Origin of the sequence: Pseudomonas sp. GL-B-12 (genome assembly GCF_019955895.1) — a bacterium.
GTDB lineage: Bacteria > Pseudomonadota > Gammaproteobacteria > Pseudomonadales > Pseudomonadaceae > Aquipseudomonas.
This window is the reverse complement of the sequence record NZ_JAHBCX010000001.1, coordinates 17,110-35,542: the sequence shown is the minus strand read 5'-3', so window position 1 is coordinate 35,542 and position 18,433 is coordinate 17,110. Positions and strand designations below refer to the sequence as shown.

At 60.8% G+C, this 18,433-nt stretch carries 14 protein-coding genes and 2 tRNA genes; 12 read left to right on the top strand and 4 right to left on the bottom strand.

All coding sequences use genetic code 11. The annotated features are described in order from the left end of the window. Nucleotides 1-9 precede the first annotated feature (9 nt). From KGA85_RS00135 to KGA85_RS00080, 12 genes are all read left to right on the top strand, one after another. Nucleotides 10-1,509 carry an NAD(P)H-hydrate dehydratase gene (locus tag KGA85_RS00135; RefSeq protein ID WP_223461549.1) on the top strand — a complete coding sequence of 500 codons (1,500 nt, stop codon included), beginning with the start codon at nucleotides 10-12 and terminating at the stop codon, nucleotides 1,507-1,509. Then, nucleotides 1,497-1,967, top strand: a complete 471-nt coding sequence (gene tsaE, locus KGA85_RS00130) for a tRNA (adenosine(37)-N6)-threonylcarbamoyltransferase complex ATPase subunit type 1 TsaE (protein WP_223461550.1) — start codon at nucleotides 1,497-1,499, stop codon at nucleotides 1,965-1,967. Before KGA85_RS00135 ends, tsaE begins: the two co-directional genes overlap by 13 nt. Continuing rightward, nucleotides 1,968-3,398 carry an N-acetylmuramoyl-L-alanine amidase gene (locus tag KGA85_RS00125; RefSeq protein ID WP_411741614.1) on the top strand — a complete coding sequence of 477 codons (1,431 nt, stop codon included), beginning with the start codon at nucleotides 1,968-1,970 and terminating at the stop codon, nucleotides 3,396-3,398. An 8-nt stretch (nucleotides 3,399-3,406) separates the two neighbouring features. Further along, entirely contained in the window at nucleotides 3,407-5,305 is a 1,899-nt protein-coding gene (gene mutL, locus KGA85_RS00120) for a DNA mismatch repair endonuclease MutL (RefSeq protein WP_223461726.1), read from the top strand. Further along, on the top strand, nucleotides 5,305-6,276 hold the full coding sequence (gene miaA / locus KGA85_RS00115; protein ID WP_223532232.1) for a tRNA (adenosine(37)-N6)-dimethylallyltransferase MiaA: 972 nt from the start codon (nucleotides 5,305-5,307) through the stop codon (nucleotides 6,274-6,276). Before mutL ends, miaA begins: the two co-directional genes overlap by 1 nt. A 93-nt stretch (nucleotides 6,277-6,369) precedes the next feature. Next, on the top strand, nucleotides 6,370-6,630 hold the full coding sequence (gene hfq, locus KGA85_RS00110) for an RNA chaperone Hfq (protein ID WP_007902656.1): 261 nt from the start codon (nucleotides 6,370-6,372) through the stop codon (nucleotides 6,628-6,630). 12 nt (nucleotides 6,631-6,642) lie between these two features. Further along, nucleotides 6,643-7,944 carry a ribosome rescue GTPase HflX gene (gene hflX / locus KGA85_RS00105; protein WP_057712241.1) on the top strand — a complete coding sequence of 434 codons (1,302 nt, stop codon included), beginning with the start codon at nucleotides 6,643-6,645 and terminating at the stop codon, nucleotides 7,942-7,944. A 96-nt stretch (nucleotides 7,945-8,040) separates the two neighbouring features. Further along, nucleotides 8,041-9,216, top strand: a complete 1,176-nt coding sequence (gene hflK, locus KGA85_RS00100; protein WP_223461554.1) for an FtsH protease activity modulator HflK — start codon at nucleotides 8,041-8,043, stop codon at nucleotides 9,214-9,216. Further along, nucleotides 9,216-10,085 carry a protease modulator HflC gene (gene hflC, locus KGA85_RS00095; protein WP_007973264.1) on the top strand — a complete coding sequence of 290 codons (870 nt, stop codon included), beginning with the start codon at nucleotides 9,216-9,218 and terminating at the stop codon, nucleotides 10,083-10,085. Before hflK ends, hflC begins: the two co-directional genes overlap by 1 nt. A gap of 313 nt (nucleotides 10,086-10,398) precedes the next feature. Beyond that, complete coding sequence (locus KGA85_RS00090) at nucleotides 10,399-11,586, top strand: ATP phosphoribosyltransferase regulatory subunit (protein WP_223461556.1); 1,188 nt, start codon at nucleotides 10,399-10,401, stop codon at nucleotides 11,584-11,586. Nucleotides 11,587-11,640: 54 nt separating this feature from the next. Continuing rightward, nucleotides 11,641-12,933, top strand: a complete 1,293-nt coding sequence (locus tag KGA85_RS00085) for an adenylosuccinate synthase (RefSeq protein WP_007984000.1) — start codon at nucleotides 11,641-11,643, stop codon at nucleotides 12,931-12,933. 150 nt (nucleotides 12,934-13,083) lie between these two features. After that, nucleotides 13,084-15,018: a methyl-accepting chemotaxis protein gene (locus KGA85_RS00080; protein ID WP_223461558.1), complete on the top strand. Its 1,935-nt coding sequence runs from the start codon at nucleotides 13,084-13,086 to the stop codon at nucleotides 15,016-15,018. 120 nt (nucleotides 15,019-15,138) lie between these two features. Here KGA85_RS00080 and KGA85_RS00075 read toward each other — a convergent pair whose 3' ends face one another. The 4 genes from KGA85_RS00075 to KGA85_RS00060 all read right to left on the bottom strand — a co-directional run bounded on the left by KGA85_RS00075 (nucleotide 15,139) and on the right by KGA85_RS00060 (nucleotide 18,336). Further along, complete coding sequence (locus KGA85_RS00075) at nucleotides 15,139-16,680, bottom strand: ABC transporter permease (RefSeq protein ID WP_223461560.1); 1,542 nt, start codon at nucleotides 16,678-16,680, stop codon at nucleotides 15,139-15,141. Next, nucleotides 16,680-17,690, bottom strand: coding sequence for an extracellular solute-binding protein (locus tag KGA85_RS00070; protein ID WP_223461562.1), 1,011 nt, complete (start codon nucleotides 17,688-17,690; stop codon nucleotides 16,680-16,682). The genes KGA85_RS00075 and KGA85_RS00070 overlap by 1 nt, the downstream gene beginning before the upstream one ends. Before the next feature lie 305 nt (nucleotides 17,691-17,995). Next, nucleotides 17,996-18,082 (bottom strand) — tRNA-Leu (locus KGA85_RS00065). 167 nt (nucleotides 18,083-18,249) lie between these two features. Then, nucleotides 18,250-18,336 (bottom strand) — tRNA-Leu (locus KGA85_RS00060). Nucleotides 18,337-18,433 lie beyond the last annotated feature (97 nt).

Sequence of the window (18,433 nt, the reverse complement as noted above, 5' to 3'; positions counted from 1 at the left end):
CGAAGACGCATGCCGCACACTAAAGATGAATTACCCGACGCGCTGTATAGCGCCGCCCAGGTGCGAGCACTCGACGCGAGCCTGATCGCCGCCGGCACAGCGGGCTTCGAATTGATGCAGCGCGCGGCGCGGGCGACGTGGCGGGCGTTGGTGCGGCAGTGGCCGACAGCGAACGAACTGAGCGTGCTGGCCGGACATGGCAATAACGCTGGGGACGGGTATCTGGTGGCCGTATTGGCCCAACGTGCCGGTTGGTCGGTGCGGGTGCTGGCTGTGGGGGATCCGCAGCGCTTGCAGGGTGATGCGGCGTTGGCCCATGCCGAGGCGGTGTCCGAAAACGTGCTCATCGAGCCCTGGACGGCACAATCCGGATTGCGCGGCATTGTGCTGGATGCTTTGCTTGGCACCGGACTGAGCGGCGATGTGCGTGAGCCGTATGCCAGCGCCATCGCCGCGATCAATGCCTGCGGACTGCCGGTTGCGGCGGTGGATATTCCGTCAGGGTTGTGCGCTGATACGGGCCGCATCCTTGGTCATGCCGTGCATGCTGACCTGACGGTCACGTTCATTGGCTTGAAGGTGGGGTTGTTCACCGGTGATGCGGCGGATGTGGTCGGCGAACTGGTGTTCAATGACTTGCACGCCGATTCGCAGTTGATTGGTGGCGCGGCGTTCACCGCTCGTCGTCTGACGGCCGCTAACCTTCCGCGTCCAGCGCCCCGGACCCCGACCTCCCATAAAGGCCGATTCGGCCATGTGCTGCTGATCGGTGGTGATCGCGGGTTGGGTGGCGCGATCCTGCTGAGCGCGCAAAGTGCGCTGCGTAGCGGGGCAGGCATGGTGTCGGTGGCGACTCGCAGCGAACACGTGTCCGCCGCGCTGGCGCGGATCCCCGAGGCGATGGTGCTGGGCACTTCGTCGGCCAATCAGCTGATGGTTTTGCTGCAAAAAGTTTCCGTGTTGGTTGTCGGTCCGGGGCTGGGGCAGGCTGGCTGGGGGCGCAGCTTGTTGTCGGCCGCTGCCAATGCACCGCTGCCGCAAGTCTGGGACGCTGATGCGCTGAACATGTTGGCCGAGGAGCGTGTGAGTTTGCCCGGCAATTGCGTGATCACTCCGCATCCGGGCGAAGCGGCGCGTTTGCTAGGGGTGAGCACTGCCGACGTTCAGTCTGACCGTCCCGCCGCAGCCCATGCCTTGAGCAAAAAATATACAGCTGTCGTCGTCCTGAAAGGTGCCGGCAGCCTGATCGCCCATCCTGATGGGCGTCTGGCGCTGTGTCATCAGGGGCACCCGGCCATGGCCACCGCTGGTTTGGGCGATGTACTGGCCGGTCTGGTCGGCGCATTGCTGGCCCAGGGCATGGAGCCATTCGACGCAACATGCCTGGCGGTCTGGCTGCACGCCAATGCCGGCGGGCAACAAGGAAAATTCGGCCGTGGGCTGGCGGCCAGTGATTTGATTCCAGCCATTCGTCAGTTGTTGGAGGAGCAAGCACCGTGTCTGAAGTAACCCTGTACCTGGCCGATGAGCAGGCCATGAGCGACTTTGGCGCACGCGTTGCCCGAATCACCCAAGGCCATGGCCTGATCTTCCTTGAGGGCAACCTGGGGATGGGCAAAACCACGTTGTCCCGAGGCATCATCCGCGGCTTTGGGCATGTCGGGGCAGTCAAAAGCCCGACCTTCACCTTGGTTGAGCCTTACGAGATTGGCGACATTCGAGCCTTCCATTTCGATTTGTACCGTCTGGTCGATCCGGAGGAACTGGAGTTCCTCGGTATCCGTGACTACTTCGAAGACGATGCCCTGTGTCTGATCGAATGGCCCGATAAAGGTGCAGGCTTTTTGCCAAAGCCTGACCTGACCATTACCATTAGCCCGCAAGACAGCGGGCGTTCGCTGAAAATTTTATCCCAGGGCTCGCGTGGCGAGGCCTGGTGTGCCGCTTTGGCATTGGAATCCAAATAGATGATGGGGTTAGGTATGCGCTTTCGCGCGTTGGTGGCTGCCGTAGGGGTGTTGTTTTTGGCGGTGACCGTCGACGCTGTGGCCGATTCGAAGGTCAACAGTGTTCGTCTGTGGCGTGCACCGGACAACACACGACTGGTGTTTGACCTGACCGGCCCGGTGCAACACAGCGTCTTTACCCTGACGGCTCCGGACCGCCTGGTCATCGACATCAATGGCGCGACCCTCGGTGCGCCGCTCAACGTCAACACCTCGAACACCCCGATTACCGCCATGCGCTCGGCCCAGCGTACACCGACCGACCTGCGGGTGGTCATCGACCTGAAAAAGGCCGTGACGCCGAAAAGCTTCTCCCTGGCGCCGAACGCCCAGTACGGCAACCGGTTGGTGGTCGATCTGTTCGATAACGCCGCAGATGCTGCGCCTCCTCCAGCGCCGACACCGTCGGTCGCCACGGTGCCCGCCGTGCCGGTAACGCCTGCGGAACCGGCGATCAAGTTGCCACCGGCTCCGGCCGGCAAGCGCGACATCATTGTGGTGATCGACGCCGGTCACGGCGGCGAAGACCCGGGGGCCTCGGGCTCCCGTGGTCAACGTGAAAAAGACGTGGTACTGGCCATCGCCCGTGAACTGCAACGGCAGGTCAACGGCATGAAAGGCTTCCGCGCCGAACTGACCCGTACCGGCGACTACTTCATTCCGTTACGCGGCCGTACTGAAATTGCCCGCAAGAAAGGCGCCGACCTGTTCGTCTCGATCCACGCCGACGCCGCGCCTTCTGCCGCCGCTTTCGGTGCCTCGGTGTTTGCCCTGTCCGATCGCGGCGCGACTTCCGAGACCGCCCGCTGGCTGGCCGACAGCGAAAACCGTTCCGACTTGATCGGTGGTGCCGGCAACGTCAGCCTCGATGACAAGGACCGCATGCTCGCCGGCGTACTGCTTGACCTGTCGATGACGGCATCCCTGACGTCCAGCCTGAACGTTGGTCAGAAGGTGCTGAGCAACATCGGCCGGGTGACACCGCTGCACAAGCAACGGGTCGAACAGGCCGGGTTCATGGTGCTGAAGTCGCCGGACATTCCGTCGATCCTGGTGGAAACCGGGTTTATCTCCAACGCCGACGAAGCCTCGAAGCTTGCCGCGTCGAGCCACCAGCAGGCGCTGGCGCGCTCTATCAGCAGCGGCGTGCGCCAGTTCTTCCAGCAGAACCCGCCACCGGGCACTTACATTGCCTGGCTGCGTGATTCCGGCAAGATTGTGCAGGGGCCGCGTGATCACCGCGTCAACCCGGGCGAAACCCTTGCGATGATCGCCGTGCGCTATCAGGTATCGCCTGCGACCCTGCGCAGCGCCAACAACCTGTCGAGCGATGAGCTCAAGATCGGTCAGCACCTGACCATTCCGGGCACTGAACTGGCGGCCAAAGAATGAATCAGGTCGTGAGCAACGGCGCGCGAATCGAGCTGCTCAGCCCGCGACTGGCGAACCAGATTGCCGCGGGTGAGGTGGTCGAACGCCCGGCTTCGGTGATCAAGGAGCTGCTGGAAAACAGCCTCGACTCCGGCGCCAAACGCATCGACGTCGATGTGGAGCAGGGCGGCGTCAAACTGCTACGTGTGCGCGACGATGGCAGCGGCATTTCCGCCGATGACCTGCCTTTGGCCCTGGCCCGTCACGCCACCAGCAAGATCCGCAACCTGGAAGACCTCGAACAGGTCATGAGCCTGGGGTTTCGCGGCGAGGCCCTGGCATCGATCAGCTCCGTCGCGCGCCTGACCCTGACCTCCCGCACCCGCGACGCCGATCAGGCCTGGCAGGTCGAGACCGAGGGTCGGGACATGGCGCCCCGTGTGCAGCCTGCGGCCCATCCGGTGGGCACTTCGGTTGAAGTGCGCGACCTGTTCTTCAATACGCCGGCGCGGCGCAAGTTTCTCAAGACCGAAAAAACCGAATTCGATCACCTGCAAGAAGTGATCAGGCGTCTGGCCTTGGCGCGTTTCGATGTGGCGTTCCATCTGCGCCATAACGGCAAGACCATCCTCAGCCTGCACGAGGCCCATGATGATGCGGCCCGTGCCCGGCGCGTGGCGGCGATCTGCGGGCCGGGTTTCCTCGAGCAAGCGCTGCCGATCGAAATCGAGCGCAACGGCCTGCATCTATGGGGCTGGGTCGGCTTGCCGACCTTCAACCGCAGCCAGGCCGATTTGCAGTATTTCTTCGTCAATGGCCGTGCCGTGCGCGACAAACTGGTGGCCCACGCGGTGCGCCAAGCCTATCGCGACGTGCTGTTCAACGGTCGACACCCGACCTTCGTGCTGTTTTTCGAAGTCGATCCGACCGGCGTCGACGTCAACGTGCACCCGACCAAGCACGAAGTGCGCTTCCGTGAAGGGCGCATGGTTCACGATTTCCTCTACGGCACCTTGCACCGCGCCTTGGGCGATGTGCGACCGGACGATCATCTGGCGGCGCCGGTTGCCACGGCCATCGTCCGGCCTACCGGCCTCGAAGCCGGTGAATTCGGGCCCCAGGGCGAAATGCGCCTGGCCGCCAATGCGCTGCTGGAACAGCCCCAGGCTCAGCCGTCGATCAATACGCCGGCGGGCTCGGGTTCTGGCGCGGGTTATCAATATCAGTACACGCCGCGTCCGCAGTCCGGAGTTCCTGTCGCCGAAGCGCAGGCCGCCTATCGCGAGTTTTTTGCGCCGCTGCCCGAGGCCAATGCCGTTGCGCTGCCGGCGGGGCAGGACGACATCCCGCCGCTGGGTTATGCGCTGGCACAACTCAAGGGCATCTACATTCTTTCGGAAAACGCTCAGGGCCTGGTGCTGGTGGACATGCACGCCGCCCACGAGCGGATCATGTATGAGCGGCTGAAGGTTGCCATGGCCAGTGAGGGCCTGAGCGGCCAGCCGTTGCTGGTGCCGGAGTCCCTGGCCGTCAGTCAGCGTGAAGCCGATTGCGCCGAGGAGCATGTCGCCTGGTTCCAGCGCCTGGGCTTTGAATTGCAGCGCCTGGGCCCGGAAACCCTGGCGATCCGGCAGATCCCGGCACTGCTCAAGCAGGCCGAAGCCAACCGTTTGGTCGCCGACGTCCTGGCTGATCTGATGGAGTTCGGCACCAGCGACCGCATTCAGGCGCACCTGAACGAATTGCTCGGGACCATGGCCTGCCACGGTGCGGTCCGGGCAAATCGACGCCTGGCCCTGCCGGAAATGAACGGTCTGCTGCGTGACATGGAAATCACCGAGCGCAGCGGTCAATGCAACCATGGCCGACCGACCTGGACCCAACTGGGCCTGGACGATCTGGACAAACTGTTCTTGCGCGGTCGTTGATGAGCCAGTTCCCACCTGCGATTTTCCTGATGGGCCCGACCGCCGCCGGCAAGACCGACCTGGCCATCGAGCTCACCAAGGTCCTGCCTTGCGAGTTGATCAGCGTCGATTCGGCGCTGGTCTACCGTGGTATGGATATCGGCACCGCCAAGCCTTCCAAAGAGCTGCTGGCGCAATACCCGCATCGTCTGATCGATATTCTCGACCCGGCCGAGAGCTATTCGGCTGCTGATTTCCGCCGTGATGCCCTGGAAGCCATGGCCGATATCACCGCGCGCGGAAAAATTCCGCTGCTGGTGGGCGGCACCATGCTCTATTACAAGGCTTTGGTTGAAGGTCTGGCGGATATGCCGGCCGCCGATCCCGAGGTCCGCGCGCAAATCGAAGAAGAGGCTGCGCGCCTTGGCTGGCAAGCCTTGCACGAACAATTGGCGGTGATCGATCCGGAGTCCGCGGTGCGAATACATCCGAACGATCCCCAGCGATTGAGTCGAGCACTGGAGGTTTATCGTGTCAGCGGTCAAAGCATGACCGCCCTGCGATTGCAACAATCTGTGCAAAGTACCGAAGCAGCCGCTTCGGGACTGCAACAATTGCCCTATACTGTCGCGAACTTGGCCATTGCCCCGGCAAATCGCCAGGTACTGCACGAGCGAATTAAACAAAGATTCACTTTAATGTTGGAACAGGGATTCATTGACGAGGTCGTAGCCCTGCGTAATAGAGGTGACCTGCATGCCGGGTTGCCGTCTATACGTGCAGTAGGCTACCGCCAAGTCTGGGACTACCTGGATGGCAAGCTGACGTCAGCCGAGATGCAGGAGCGTGGAATCATTGCCACGCGCCAATTGGCGAAACGCCAGTTCACCTGGCTGCGCAGTTGGACTGATCTGCATTGGCTGGACAGTCTGGATTGCGACAATCTGCCGCGCGCCTTGAAATACCTTGGGACCATCTCCATATTGAGCTGAGTCCTTGCAATTGCCGTCTATCCTTGGGGGTGTGGCGGCTAAAGCCATCTGTTTACCTATTTTTTATATTGAATCCTTAAAGGAGTGCGGCACATGTCAAAAGGGCATTCGCTACAAGACCCTTACTTGAATACTTTACGTAAAGAGAAAGTTGGGGTGTCCATCTACCTGGTCAACGGTATCAAACTGCAAGGCACGATCGAGTCTTTCGACCAGTTCGTTATCCTGCTGAAAAACACCGTCAGCCAGATGGTCTACAAACACGCGATCTCTACAGTGGTGCCGGTTCGTCCAATTCGTCTGCCTAGCGCAACCGAATCCGAAGCTGGTGACGCTGAGCCAGGTAACGCCTGATAGGAGTCTCCTTTGTTCTTTGAGCGCCACGGTGGTGGTGAGCGAGCCATTCTCGTTCACTTGGATGGACAGGACCCTGAGGCGCGCGAAGATCCGCAGGAGTTTCAGGAGTTGGCTATTTCGGCTGGCGCCGAGACCGTCGCGTTTTTCAACGTGCCGCGTCATCGGCCAACCGCCAAAACCCTGATCAGCAGCGGCAAGGTCGAAGAATTGCGCGACTTGGTCCAGGCCGAACAGGTCGATCTGGTGATTTTCAATCACATCCTCACGCCCAGTCAGGAACGTAACCTCGAACGTATTTTCGAGTGTCGCGTGATCGACCGCACGGGTTTGATTCTCGATATCTTCGCTCAACGCGCCCGCACCCATGAAGGCAAGCTCCAGGTCGAACTGGCCCAGCTTGAGCACATGAGTACGCGGCTGGTTCGCGGCTGGACTCACCTTGAACGACAGAAAGGCGGTATCGGCCTGCGCGGTCCGGGTGAAACCCAGCTGGAAACCGACCGGCGCCTGTTGCGGGTTCGCCTGAGGCAGATCAAGGGACGCCTGGAAAAGGTCCGCAGCCAGCGTGAGCAATCGCGCCGCGGCCGCAAACGGGCTGACATTCCGACGGTTTCACTGGTGGGTTATACCAACGCCGGCAAATCGACGCTGTTCAACTCGGTAACCGATTCCGACGTCTTCGCGGCTGACCAGTTGTTCGCCACCCTCGACCCGACCTTGCGCCGACTCGAGCTCGATGACCTCGGTCCGATCGTGCTGGCGGACACCGTGGGCTTCATTCGCCACTTGCCGCACAAGCTGGTCGAGGCATTTCGGGCTACGCTCGAAGAGTCGAGCAACTCCGACCTGTTGCTGCACGTGATCGACTCCCATGAACCCGAGCGTATGGCCCAGATTGAACAGGTCATGGTGGTGCTCGGAGAGATCGGGGCTCAAGACTTGCCGATCCTGGAGGTCTATAACAAACTCGATTTGCTCGAGGGCGTGGAGCCGCAGATCCAGCGCGATGCCGATGGCAAACCGCAGCGGGTCTGGCTTTCGGCGAAAGATGGTACGGGTCTTGACCTGCTCAAGCAGGCCGTGGCCGAGCTGCTTGGCGATGAGTTGTTTGTTGGCACCTTGCGCTTGCCGAACCGATTTGCTCGACTGCGTGCGCAGTTTTTCGAACTTGGTGCGGTACAGAAAGAAGAACACGATGACGAAGGTATCAGTTTACTGGCCGTTCGTTTGCCACGAGCCGAATTGAATCGGCTGGTGAGCCGCGAAGGTTTGCAACCGATGGAATTCATCGAGCAACACACTTTGCAATAAAAGCCTGAGAAAGCGGTTGTGTCGTGGTGACAGGCATTCTGTAGCATTGGTCGGCGCGCCGTGGGTGCGTCTTTGCTTTATCAGATGGAGAGCGCTATGGCTTGGAATGAGCCGGGTGGCAACTCGAATAATCAGGATCCTTGGGGTGGCAAGCGTCGTAACAACGGCGACCGCAAGGGACCACCGGATCTCGACGAGGCCTTCCGAAAGCTGCAGGAAAGCCTGAACGGTTTGTTCGGTGGTGGTAAGAAACGTAGTGGCGACGACGGCGGTGGTCCGGGCAAGAGTGGCGGCTTTGGCGGCCTGCTCGGCATCGGTCTGGTCGTGCTGGCCGCCGTTTGGCTGTACAGCGCGGTTTATGTCGTCGACGAGCAGGAGCAAGCCGTGGTGCTGCGCTTAGGCAAGTACTACGAAACCGTGGGTCCGGGCCTGAACATCTACTTCCCGCCGATCGACAGGAAGTACATGGAAAACGTCACGCGTGAGCGTGCCTACACCAAGCAGGGCCAGATGCTGACTGAAGACGAGAACATCGTCGAAGTGCCGCTGACCGTGCAGTACAAGATCAGCAACCTGCAGGACTTCGTGCTGAGCGTCGATCAGCCGGAAATCAGCCTGCAGCACGCGACCGACAGCGCCTTGCGCCATGTGGTGGGTTCCACCGCGATGGACCAGGTCCTGACCGAAGGTCGTGAACTGATGGCCAGCGAGATCAAGGAGCGTCTGCAGCGCTTCATGGACACCTACCGCACCGGTATCACCGTTACCCAGGTCAACGTTCAGAGCGCAGCGGCACCGCGTGAAGTCCAGGAAGCCTTCGATGACGTGATCCGTGCCCGGGAAGACGAGCAGCGTTCGCGTAACCAGGCTGAGACCTATGCCAACGGCGTCGTGCCGGAAGCCCGTGGTCAGGCCCAGCGCATTCTCGAAGATGCCAATGGCTACCGTGACGAAACCGTCTCGCGCGCCAAGGGTGAGGCCGATCGCTTCACCAAACTGGTCGCCGAGTATCGCAAGGCACCTGAAGTCACCCGCCAGCGTCTGTACCTGGACACCATGCAGGAAGTCTTCAGCAACACCAGCAAGGTTCTCGTGACCGGCAACAAGAATGGCCAGAGCAACCTGCTGTACCTGCCTCTGGACAAGATGGTCGAAAGTGGTCGCAGCACCAGCACTCCGGTGACCGGCGCGGCAGCCACCGGCAATGAAGCGAATGCGCGTGCGGCAGCTGATCTGCAGCAACAGCAAGCACGTACCAGGGAGAGTCGCTGATGAGCAATAAATCGCTGATCGCCCTTATTGTCGGCGTCGTCGTGGCGATCGCTGCCTGGAACTGCTTCTACATCGTGGCTCAGACCGAGCGTGCGGTGTTGCTGCAGTTCGGTCGCGTGGTCCAGACCGATGTTCAGCCAGGCCTGCATGTGAAAGTGCCTTACGTTAACCAGGTGCGTAAATTCGACGCACGCCTGATGACGCTGGATGCACCGACACAACGCTTCCTGACGCTGGAAAAGAAAGCCGTGATGGTCGATGCCTACGCCAAGTGGCGCGTGAAGGACGCAGAGCGTTACTACACCGCGACTTCCGGCCTCAAGCAGATCGCCGACGAGCGTCTGTCCCGTCGCCTGGAATCGGGCCTGCGTGACCAGTTCGGTAAGCGCACCCTGCACGAAGTGGTGTCGGGTGAACGTGATGCGCTGATGGCGGATATCACGGCTTCGCTGAACAAGATGGCCGAGAAAGAGCTGGGCATCGAAGTGGTCGATGTTCGGGTCAAGACCATCGACCTGCCGAAAGAAGTGAACCGCAGTGTGTTCGAACGTATGAGCACCGAGCGTGAGCGCGAAGCTCGCGAGCACCGCGCCAAGGGTAACGAGCTGGCCGAAGGCATCCGTGCCGACGCCGATCGTCAACGCCGCGTGCTGCTGGCTGAAGCCTATCGTGAATCCGAAGAGGTTCGCGGTGATGGCGATGCCCAGGCCGCTGCGATCTACTCCAAGGCCTACGGTCAGGATCAGGAGTTCTACGCGTTCTACCGTAGCCTGCGCGCCTACCGTGAAAGCTTCGCGAACAAATCCGACGTCATGGTCCTCGACCCAAGCAGCGACTTCTTCCACTACCTGGAAAAAGCCAAGCCTTGATACGGCGTTGACCTGATTTATCCCCCCGCCGGGCGGCTAAAACCTCTGGCGGGGTGATCCTTTGGGAAAACGTGTGTATGATGCGGCAGCCGGGAAATTCCCGGCTTTTTTGCGTCTGCATGTTTGATTGCTGTTTTAAAGCAGATGCCGGGCCGATTGGCTCGACAGTTTTTCGAGGAAAGTGGTTGGCGAAGCCGGTAGAAGGGCTTTTCGCTCCGTCGCTCATGCGCGTGGTTTGTGCGCAAGCCGATCATTTTCTGCTTCACTCAAGGCTCGCCGACAGGCTGGTCGCCCGGAGATAGGGGAAGGCGTAATGGCAACGGTAGACCGCTGGCTTCTGCCAGATGGCATCGAAGAAGTACTGCCACCGGAAGCTGCGCGTATTGAAGTCGCGCGTCGTCAGGTGTTGGATCTGTTCCAGAGCTGGGGTTACGAGTTTGTCGTGACTCCCCATATCGAGTACCTGGAATCCCTGCTGACCGGCGCGGGCCAGGACCTGGATCTGCGCACCTTCAAGGTCATCGACCCGCAATCGGGCCGTCAGATGGGTTTCCGTGCCGACATCACGCCGCAAGTGGCGCGCATCGATGCGCACACTCTGCGTCGTGAAGGCCCAAGCCGCCTGTGCTATGCCGGTAGTGTCCTGCACGCTCAGCCTCGCGCCTTGTCGTCCTCGCGCAGCCCGATTCAACTGGGTGCCGAGTTGTACGGCGACGCCAGCCCGAGCAGCGACGTCGAAGTCATCAGCCTGATGTTGGCGATGCTGCAACTGGCCGATGTGCCGGATGTGCACATGGACCTAGGTCATGTCGGTATCTACCGTGGGCTGGCCCGCGCCGCCGGTTTGTCCGGTGAAGTCGAGCAACAGTTGTTCGATGCCTTGCAACGTAAGGCCATTGACGAGGTCATTACCTTGACCGAAGGCTTGCCTGCCGATCTGTCGGGCATGCTGCGCGCGTTGGTCGACCTGTGTGGCGGTCGTGAAGTGCTGGCTGCGGCCCGCGAGCGTCTGGCCAAGGCGCCGGCTCCTGTTCTGGCAGCGCTGGACGACTTGCTGGCGATTGCCGAGCGGCTGTCCGGGCGTTTCCCTGAGCTGCCGCTGTATTTCGACCTGGGCGAGCTGCGCGGTTACCACTACCACACCGGTGTGGTGTTCGCCGTGTTCGTACCGGGTGTTGGCCAGTCCATTGCCCAAGGCGGTCGTTACGACGACATCGGCGCCGACTTCGGTCGCGCCCGTCCGGCTACCGGCTTTTCCACCGATTTGAAAACCCTGGTGACCCTGGGGCGTGCTGAGATCGAGCTACCGTCTGGCGGTATCTGGATGCCTGACAGTACGGATGCGGCACTCTGGCAGCAGGTTTGCCAGTTGCGCAGTGAGGGTCAGCGTGTCGTTCAGGCCTTGCCTGGACAACCTTTGGCCGCCGCCCGTGAAGCGGACTGCGACCGGCAATTGATTCAGCAGAACGGGCTTTGGCAAGTTTCGCCACTGGCTTCTTGAGTTTTCCCGCCGGCTGCCGCCGGCACCAAGTTTGCGCGAATGAGGACAAGTGTTATGGGTAAGAATGTCGTAGTCCTGGGCACCCAATGGGGTGATGAGGGCAAAGGCAAGATCGTTGATCTGCTGACCGAACATGCTGCCGCCGTAGTGCGTTACCAAGGTGGCCACAACGCTGGCCACACCCTGGTGATCGACGGTGAAAAGACCGTCTTGCACCTGATTCCGTCGGGCGTGCTGCGCGAAGGCGTGCAGTGCCTGATCGGCAACGGCGTGGTGGTTGCACCTGACGCCCTGATGCGGGAAATCGTCAAGCTGGAAGAGAAAGGCGTACCGGTGCGCGAGCGCCTGCGTATCAGCCCTTCCTGCCCGCTGATCCTGTCCTACCACGTAGCGCTGGACCAGGCCCGTGAAAAGGCCCGTGGCGAGCTGAAGATCGGCACCACCGGTCGCGGCATCGGCCCGGCGTACGAAGACAAGGTCGCACGTCGCGGCCTGCGCATCGGCGACCTGTTTCACCGCGAGCGTTTCGCCGCCAAGCTGGGCGAGTTGCTGGATTACCACAACTTCGTACTGGTCAATTACTACAAAGAACCAGCCATCGACTTCCAGAAGACTCTGGACGAGTGCATGGAATACGCCGAGCTGCTCAAGCCGATGATGCTGGACGTCACCGCCGAGCTGCACAACCTGCGTCGCGCTGGCAAAGACATCATGTTCGAAGGCGCCCAGGGCTCCCTGCTGGACATCGACCACGGTACCTACCCGTACGTCACCAGCTCCAACACCACCGCTGGCGGTATCGCTACCGGTTCGGGTGTCGGCCCGATGTTCCTGGATTACATCCTCGGCATCACCAAGGCCTACACCACCCGTGTTGGCTCGGGTCCGTTCCCGACTGAGCTGTTCGACGACGTTGGCGCATTCCTGGCCAAGCGTGGCCACGAGTTCGGCGCCACCACCGGCCGTGCCCGTCGTTGCGGCTGGTTCGATGCCGTCATCCTGCGTCGCGCTATCGACGTGAACAGCATCTCGGGCCTGTGCCTGACCAAGCTGGACGTTCTGGACGGCCTGGAAACCATCAACATCTGCGTTGGCTACAAAAACGCTGACGGTGCAGTGATCGACGCACCGACAGACGCCGACAGCTACATCGGCCTGGAGCCGGTGTACGAAGAAATGCCGGGCTGGAGCGAGTCGACCCTGGGTGCCAAGACCCTGGAAGAACTGCCGCAGGCTGCGCGTAACTACATCAAGCGTGTCGAAGAGCTGGTTGGCGCGCCGATCGACATTATTTCGACGGGCCCGGACCGCAACGAAACCATCGTTCTGCGCCATCCGTTTGCTTGATAAGTCGTTGATGTGAAACACAAAGGCCCCTTAATTGGGGCCTTTGTCGTTTATGCCTGTCGGGCGGCATGACCTTTGCTGTGAACATTAAAAAAAGCATTGCTTCCGGCGTGCTATCAATTTAATGGCGCCAAAGCAGAGGGATTTCAGATGTCGGCCGTTCTCTCGTTGTTACAAAGCCGTTTGTTGCGGCCTGTGTTCGTTACCCTTGGTATCGCCCTTTTGGTGCAGGTGCTGGTGGCTGTTGCTCTGACCCGGAGCACGGTGACCGCGCTGGAGGCCGATCTGGGCCTGCGCCTGGGTGCGGACAGTCAAAAGCTTTCCGCTGAGCTTGAGCAGGCAGGGCGCGAAGTCACGTCGAGCCTCGACAGTCTCTCTTCCAGTACGCGTCAGCGCCTGACAGCCGGTTTGTCCTCGCGTCTGGAGCAAGAGCAGGCGCAATTGCGTTCGACCCTGGAAAAGGACCTGAAGGACTCCGCCAGCGACATGGCGCAGCTTCTGGCTTCCGTCGCGCCCCGCGCCATGTGGGACAGCGACGTTCCGACACTTTCCGAGTTCGCCCGCCGGGCCCAGCGCAATCCCAATGTACTGTTCGTGGTGTATGACGACGCCACCGGCCAGCACCTGACGCGCTACCTCAACCGGGAAAACCCGATCAACAAGGCGCTGCTGGAAAAAGGCCAGGGCGAGCGTGCGCTGGACAAGGTGCTGGATGCGGCGAAGAACGATCCGTCGGTGTTCTACGTCGAGGCCTCGATCAATCCTAACGGCGTAGAAATCGGCAAGGTCCTGATGGGGGTCTCGACTGCATCGGTGGAGACTGATCTGGTGGCCCTCGACAAGCGCTTCTCGGCGTTGATCGCCAGCAGCGATCAACTGGTGGGCGACAGCCTCAAAGGCGCGGCCGCCGACAGCGCAACGGCCATGCGCTCGCGTCTGCAGTCGGCGCAGTCCACGGCGGCTGAAATGAAGGCCAATACCACCAGCACCGTACAGGAAGCCGCTGCAACATTGCGCTGGCGCATCGGCGTGTGTCTGGCGGTGGTGGGTTTCGGTGTCCTGCTGTTGTTGGCGGTGGTGCTCGGTCGCCGAGTGGTCAATCGCCTGAAAATGCTGATCGTAGCCATGGATGACCTGGCGGCGGGCGAGGGCGATCTGACCAAGCGTGTACAGATCAACAGCAAGGATGAAATCGGCGACATGGCCTCGGCGGTCAATCGCTTTGTGGATAAGTTGCAGCCGATCGTGCGCGAGGCGGGCGATGTGGCCCAGCGTACCGGTGTGGAAATCGGTGCGATGACCTTGCGCAATGCCGGTGCCGATGCAGCGGCGGGCATGCAGCGCGACGAGGTGGCGGAGAGTTTGCGTGCGCTGTCGCAAATGGCTGATGAGGCCCAGTCGGAAAGCCACGCCATGCAGGCGGCGCTGAAGCAGGTGGTGGACATCCGTCAGGCGACTGACGAAAACACCCGGACCTCGGCGAAAGTCGGCAGCCTGATCGAGGAGTTGGCCGGTCAAGTCAATACCGGGGCTCAAGTCATCGAGCGCCTGGCGCAGCAAAGTGAGCAGATTGAGGTGGTACTGACGGTGATTCACGGCATCGCCGAGCAGACCAACCTGCTGGCGCTGAACGCGGCGATTGAGGCGGCGCGTGCCGGCGAGACCGGGCGCGGGTTTGCGGTGGTGGCTGATGAGGTGCGGGCGCTGGCGAGCAAGACGCAGAGCTCTACTGGCGATATTCAGGCGCACATCGTGGCGTTGCAGCAAGGTGCGCGTGAGGCGGTAGCGGCGATTGGTCAGGCCGGGCGCCAGGCCAGTGAGGGTTTGCTGGTGCTGCGTGACAGTGCGCGGTTGCAGCAGTCGGTGCAGGCATCGGTCGAGCAGGTGCATGCGGCGATCGGTCTGGCTACCCAGGCCGCGGCGCATCAGGCTCAGGGTGCGCAGGCAGTGCGGGGGCGGGTCCAGACCATTCATGCCCAGGCCGAGAAGGCGGCGCAAGCCGTTGTGGCGACCACGGCGAGCGGCAAGGTGCTCGATGGTCTGGCGGCGCAGTTGAAGGCGAGCCTGGGGCAGTTCAGGGCTTGATCTATTGTCTGTGCCGGCCCCTTCGCGAGCAAGCCCGCTCCCACATTGGCCCTTCGTGAACATCATATTTGTGTTCGACAGAGGACCACTGTGGGAGCGGGCTTGCTCGCGAAAGCGGTTTTAGCGGCTCAGATACATCCGGGTCGTCAGCAAATAGACCGGCAACCCCGACACCAATATCAATAGCGCTGCATAAGGCGCCGCCGCCGCAAACTCCACATTCGCCGTATGCGCCCAGACTTCCGTCGCCAGGGTGTTCAGCCCGGTGGGACTCAACAGCAAGGTCGCTGTCAGCTCCTTCATCGCATCCAGGAACACCAGGGCAAAAGCCGCGCCCAGCGCCGGAAAAATGATTGGCAGTGTCACTCGACAGAACGCACGGAATGACGAGGCTCCCAATGTGCGAGCCGCCTCCTCAAGTTGCGGTGCCGCCTTGTTCAGGGCGGTGCGGATCGGCGCCTGGGCCAGCGGCAGAAACAGCAGGGCATAGGCAATCAGCAGCAATGCCGAAGTCTGGTAAAGCATCGGCACGTAATGCAGGGCGAAATACACCAGGGTCAGGGCAATGACCAGCCCCGGCAGGGCGTGCAGCAGATACGGCAGGCGCTCGGCCCAGATCGCCAGTTGGCCTTTGTAGCGCACGACCAGCAGGCCGACCGGCACTGCCAGCACCAGGCACAGTGCAGCGCCACCCAGCGACAGTGCTAGGGATGACAGCAATGCTTCGCCGATTGCCGTCACGGGAAAGGCGGCCGATGATCCTACCGCCAACCAGTAGGCCAGCATCCCCAGCGGAATCCCGCTGCCAATGATTGCCAGCAGCAGGCAATAAAGCTGTCCCGCCACAGCCCAGGGACCCAGTTGAACCTGTTCCGCGCGTCGTGCCGCGCCCTGGCCGGTGCGCACGTGCCGACCCTTGCCGCGCACGCGCAGCTCCAGCCACAGCAGTGCCAGGCACAACATCAGCAGTACGGCGGAGAGCATCGCCGCGTTGGCATTGCTGAACTCCAACTCGAACTGCTGATAGATCGCCGTGGTGAAGGTTTGCAGGCCGATGATCGACAAGGCGCCGAACTCCACCAGCATGTGCAGGGCAATCAGCAACGAACCCGCCAGCAGCGAAGGCCAGAGCAGGGGCAGGGTGACCTTGAAAAATACCCCCCAACGATTCTGCCCCAGCGTGCGCGCGGACTCTTCGAGGGACGGGTCAAGGTTGCGCAGCGTTGCCGCCACGGGCAGGAAAATCAGCGGGTATTTGGACAGGCTCATCACGAGGATAGCCCCGCCAAGTCCCTCGAAATGAGCGCTGAGGGAAACCCAGGTGAAGCTGCTGACAAATGCCGGAACGGCGAACGGCAAGCAGAGGATCACGCCCCACAATCGTCGGCCCGGCAGATTGCTGCGCTCCAGCAACCAGGCCAGCGACAAGCCGATTACCCCGCAAACAACGGTGACGCCAATCATCAATGCGAGCGTGTTGCGCAGCAAGCCGAACACATAAGGTCGCCATAGCAAATGCAGTGCTTCTGCCCAGCCCGCCTGCCAGGCTTTCAGGCCGACATACAGCAGCGGCAGGAGACTGAGCGCCACCAGCAGCAACACGGGCAGTATCAGCCAGATAGACGGCCGCCTGCGCCGTGGCGCGTACAGTGAGGCACCCATCAATTCAGGCCAACGTCGCGTTCCAGGTCCAGCGCTTGTTCGGCGTTGCCGAGGTCGGCAGGCGTGACTTTTGGTGCTTCCAGTTCGCTGAATGGCTTGAGCCCGCGATCAGATTCCATGCCTTTGTGCAGCGGGTATTCGGCGGTGGTCTGGGTGATCACGCGCTGGCCTTCCTCGCTAGCCATGTAGGCGAGCAATTGTTGTGCTTCCTTGGGGTGTTTGCTGGATTTGAGCACGGCAGCACTGGAAACCGTGATGAGTCCACCGACGTCGCCGCCAGTGAAGTAATGCAGTTTCGAGTCGAGCTGGCCTTTTTCACGCTGCAGGGCGAACCAGTAGTAGTTGTTGACCAGCACGGTGGCAACTTCGCCATTTTCCACCGCTTTCAAGGCAACCATGTTGTTGCTGTAGGTCTTGCCGAATGCGCGCAGCCCGGTCAGCCATTCTTCGGCGGCGTCCATGCCGTGCACCTTGATGATCGCGACGGCTTGTTCCTGGAAGGCGCCACTGGTAGGCACGAAGCCGACTTTGCCTTGCCACTTTGGGTTGGAGAATTCCATCACCGATGCCGGCAAGTCTTTTTCATCGATCAGCTTGGGGTTGAAGGCGACAACGCGAACCCGGGCAGTCACGCCTATCCAGGTGCCGTTGCCGGCGACGTATTCCTTGGGGAGAACGGCCAGCGTAGCGTCATCCGCCTTGGCCAGCAGACCTTGTTCGCCAAGTTTGTTCAGTGGCGGCGACTCTTCGGTGTAGATCGCGTCGGCGGGGGAGCGATCGCCTTCTTCGACGATCTGGCTGGCGAGCTGGTTGCTGCTGCCTTTGCGCACATTGACGTGGATCCCGGTCTTGGCTTCGAAGGCCTTGGCGACCGCGTCGCCGACTTCTTTGTGCTGGCCGTTGTAGAGGGTCAGGGCAACCGGATCGGCGGCTTGGGTGAGGGGAGTGGCGAGTGCCAGGCCGAGCAGGGTAATGGTCAAGCCGCGGCGCAGGGTATTTCGAAACATCATTCGCAGGGTTCCTCACTGTCGCATTGCAAAAACTTGCAACAATGATAAACGATATTGTTTCTCAAATGCGCCTTGCGGTAGCTGGCATATGTTTGCTAATAGGCTCGCGTCCTTTATAGGAGCGAGCTTGCTCACGATGAATTTGCAGGCGGCGTGTTTTCCAGCTGGAACGCGTCATTGTTCAAGACCATCGCGAGCAAGCTCGCTCCTACAGGTCTCGGGATGTTTTTTGGGAGGCCAGAAACGCAAAAAACCCGCTTTCGCGGGTTTTTGTGAAATCCAAGGCCGTAGCCTTGAATTTGAATTGGTGCCCAGAAGAAGACTCGAACTTCCACGACCTTGCGGTCACCAGCACCTGAAGCTGGCGTGTCTACCAATTTCACCATCTGGGCATTCATCTTCAGCGTTGCCGCTGTTGATGTGGCGAACTATACGGAGAGCATTTTGATCTGTAAACCCCTGATTCTAAAAATAATAAACCAGTGGTCCAAAATGCAAAAACCCGCTTTCGCGGGTTTTTGTGTGAGCCTTGAAATTGAACTAATCTCAAGCTCAAAATTGGTGCCCAGAAGAAGACTCGAACTTCCACGACCTTGCGGTCACCAGCACCTGAAGCTGGCGTGTCTACCAATTTCACCATCTGGGCAGTATCGGCAACGTTGTCCGTCGTCGATGGCGCGCACTATACGGAGCGTCTTTTTAACTGTAAACCCCCAGGGTCAAAAAAACCTGGAAAATTTCGT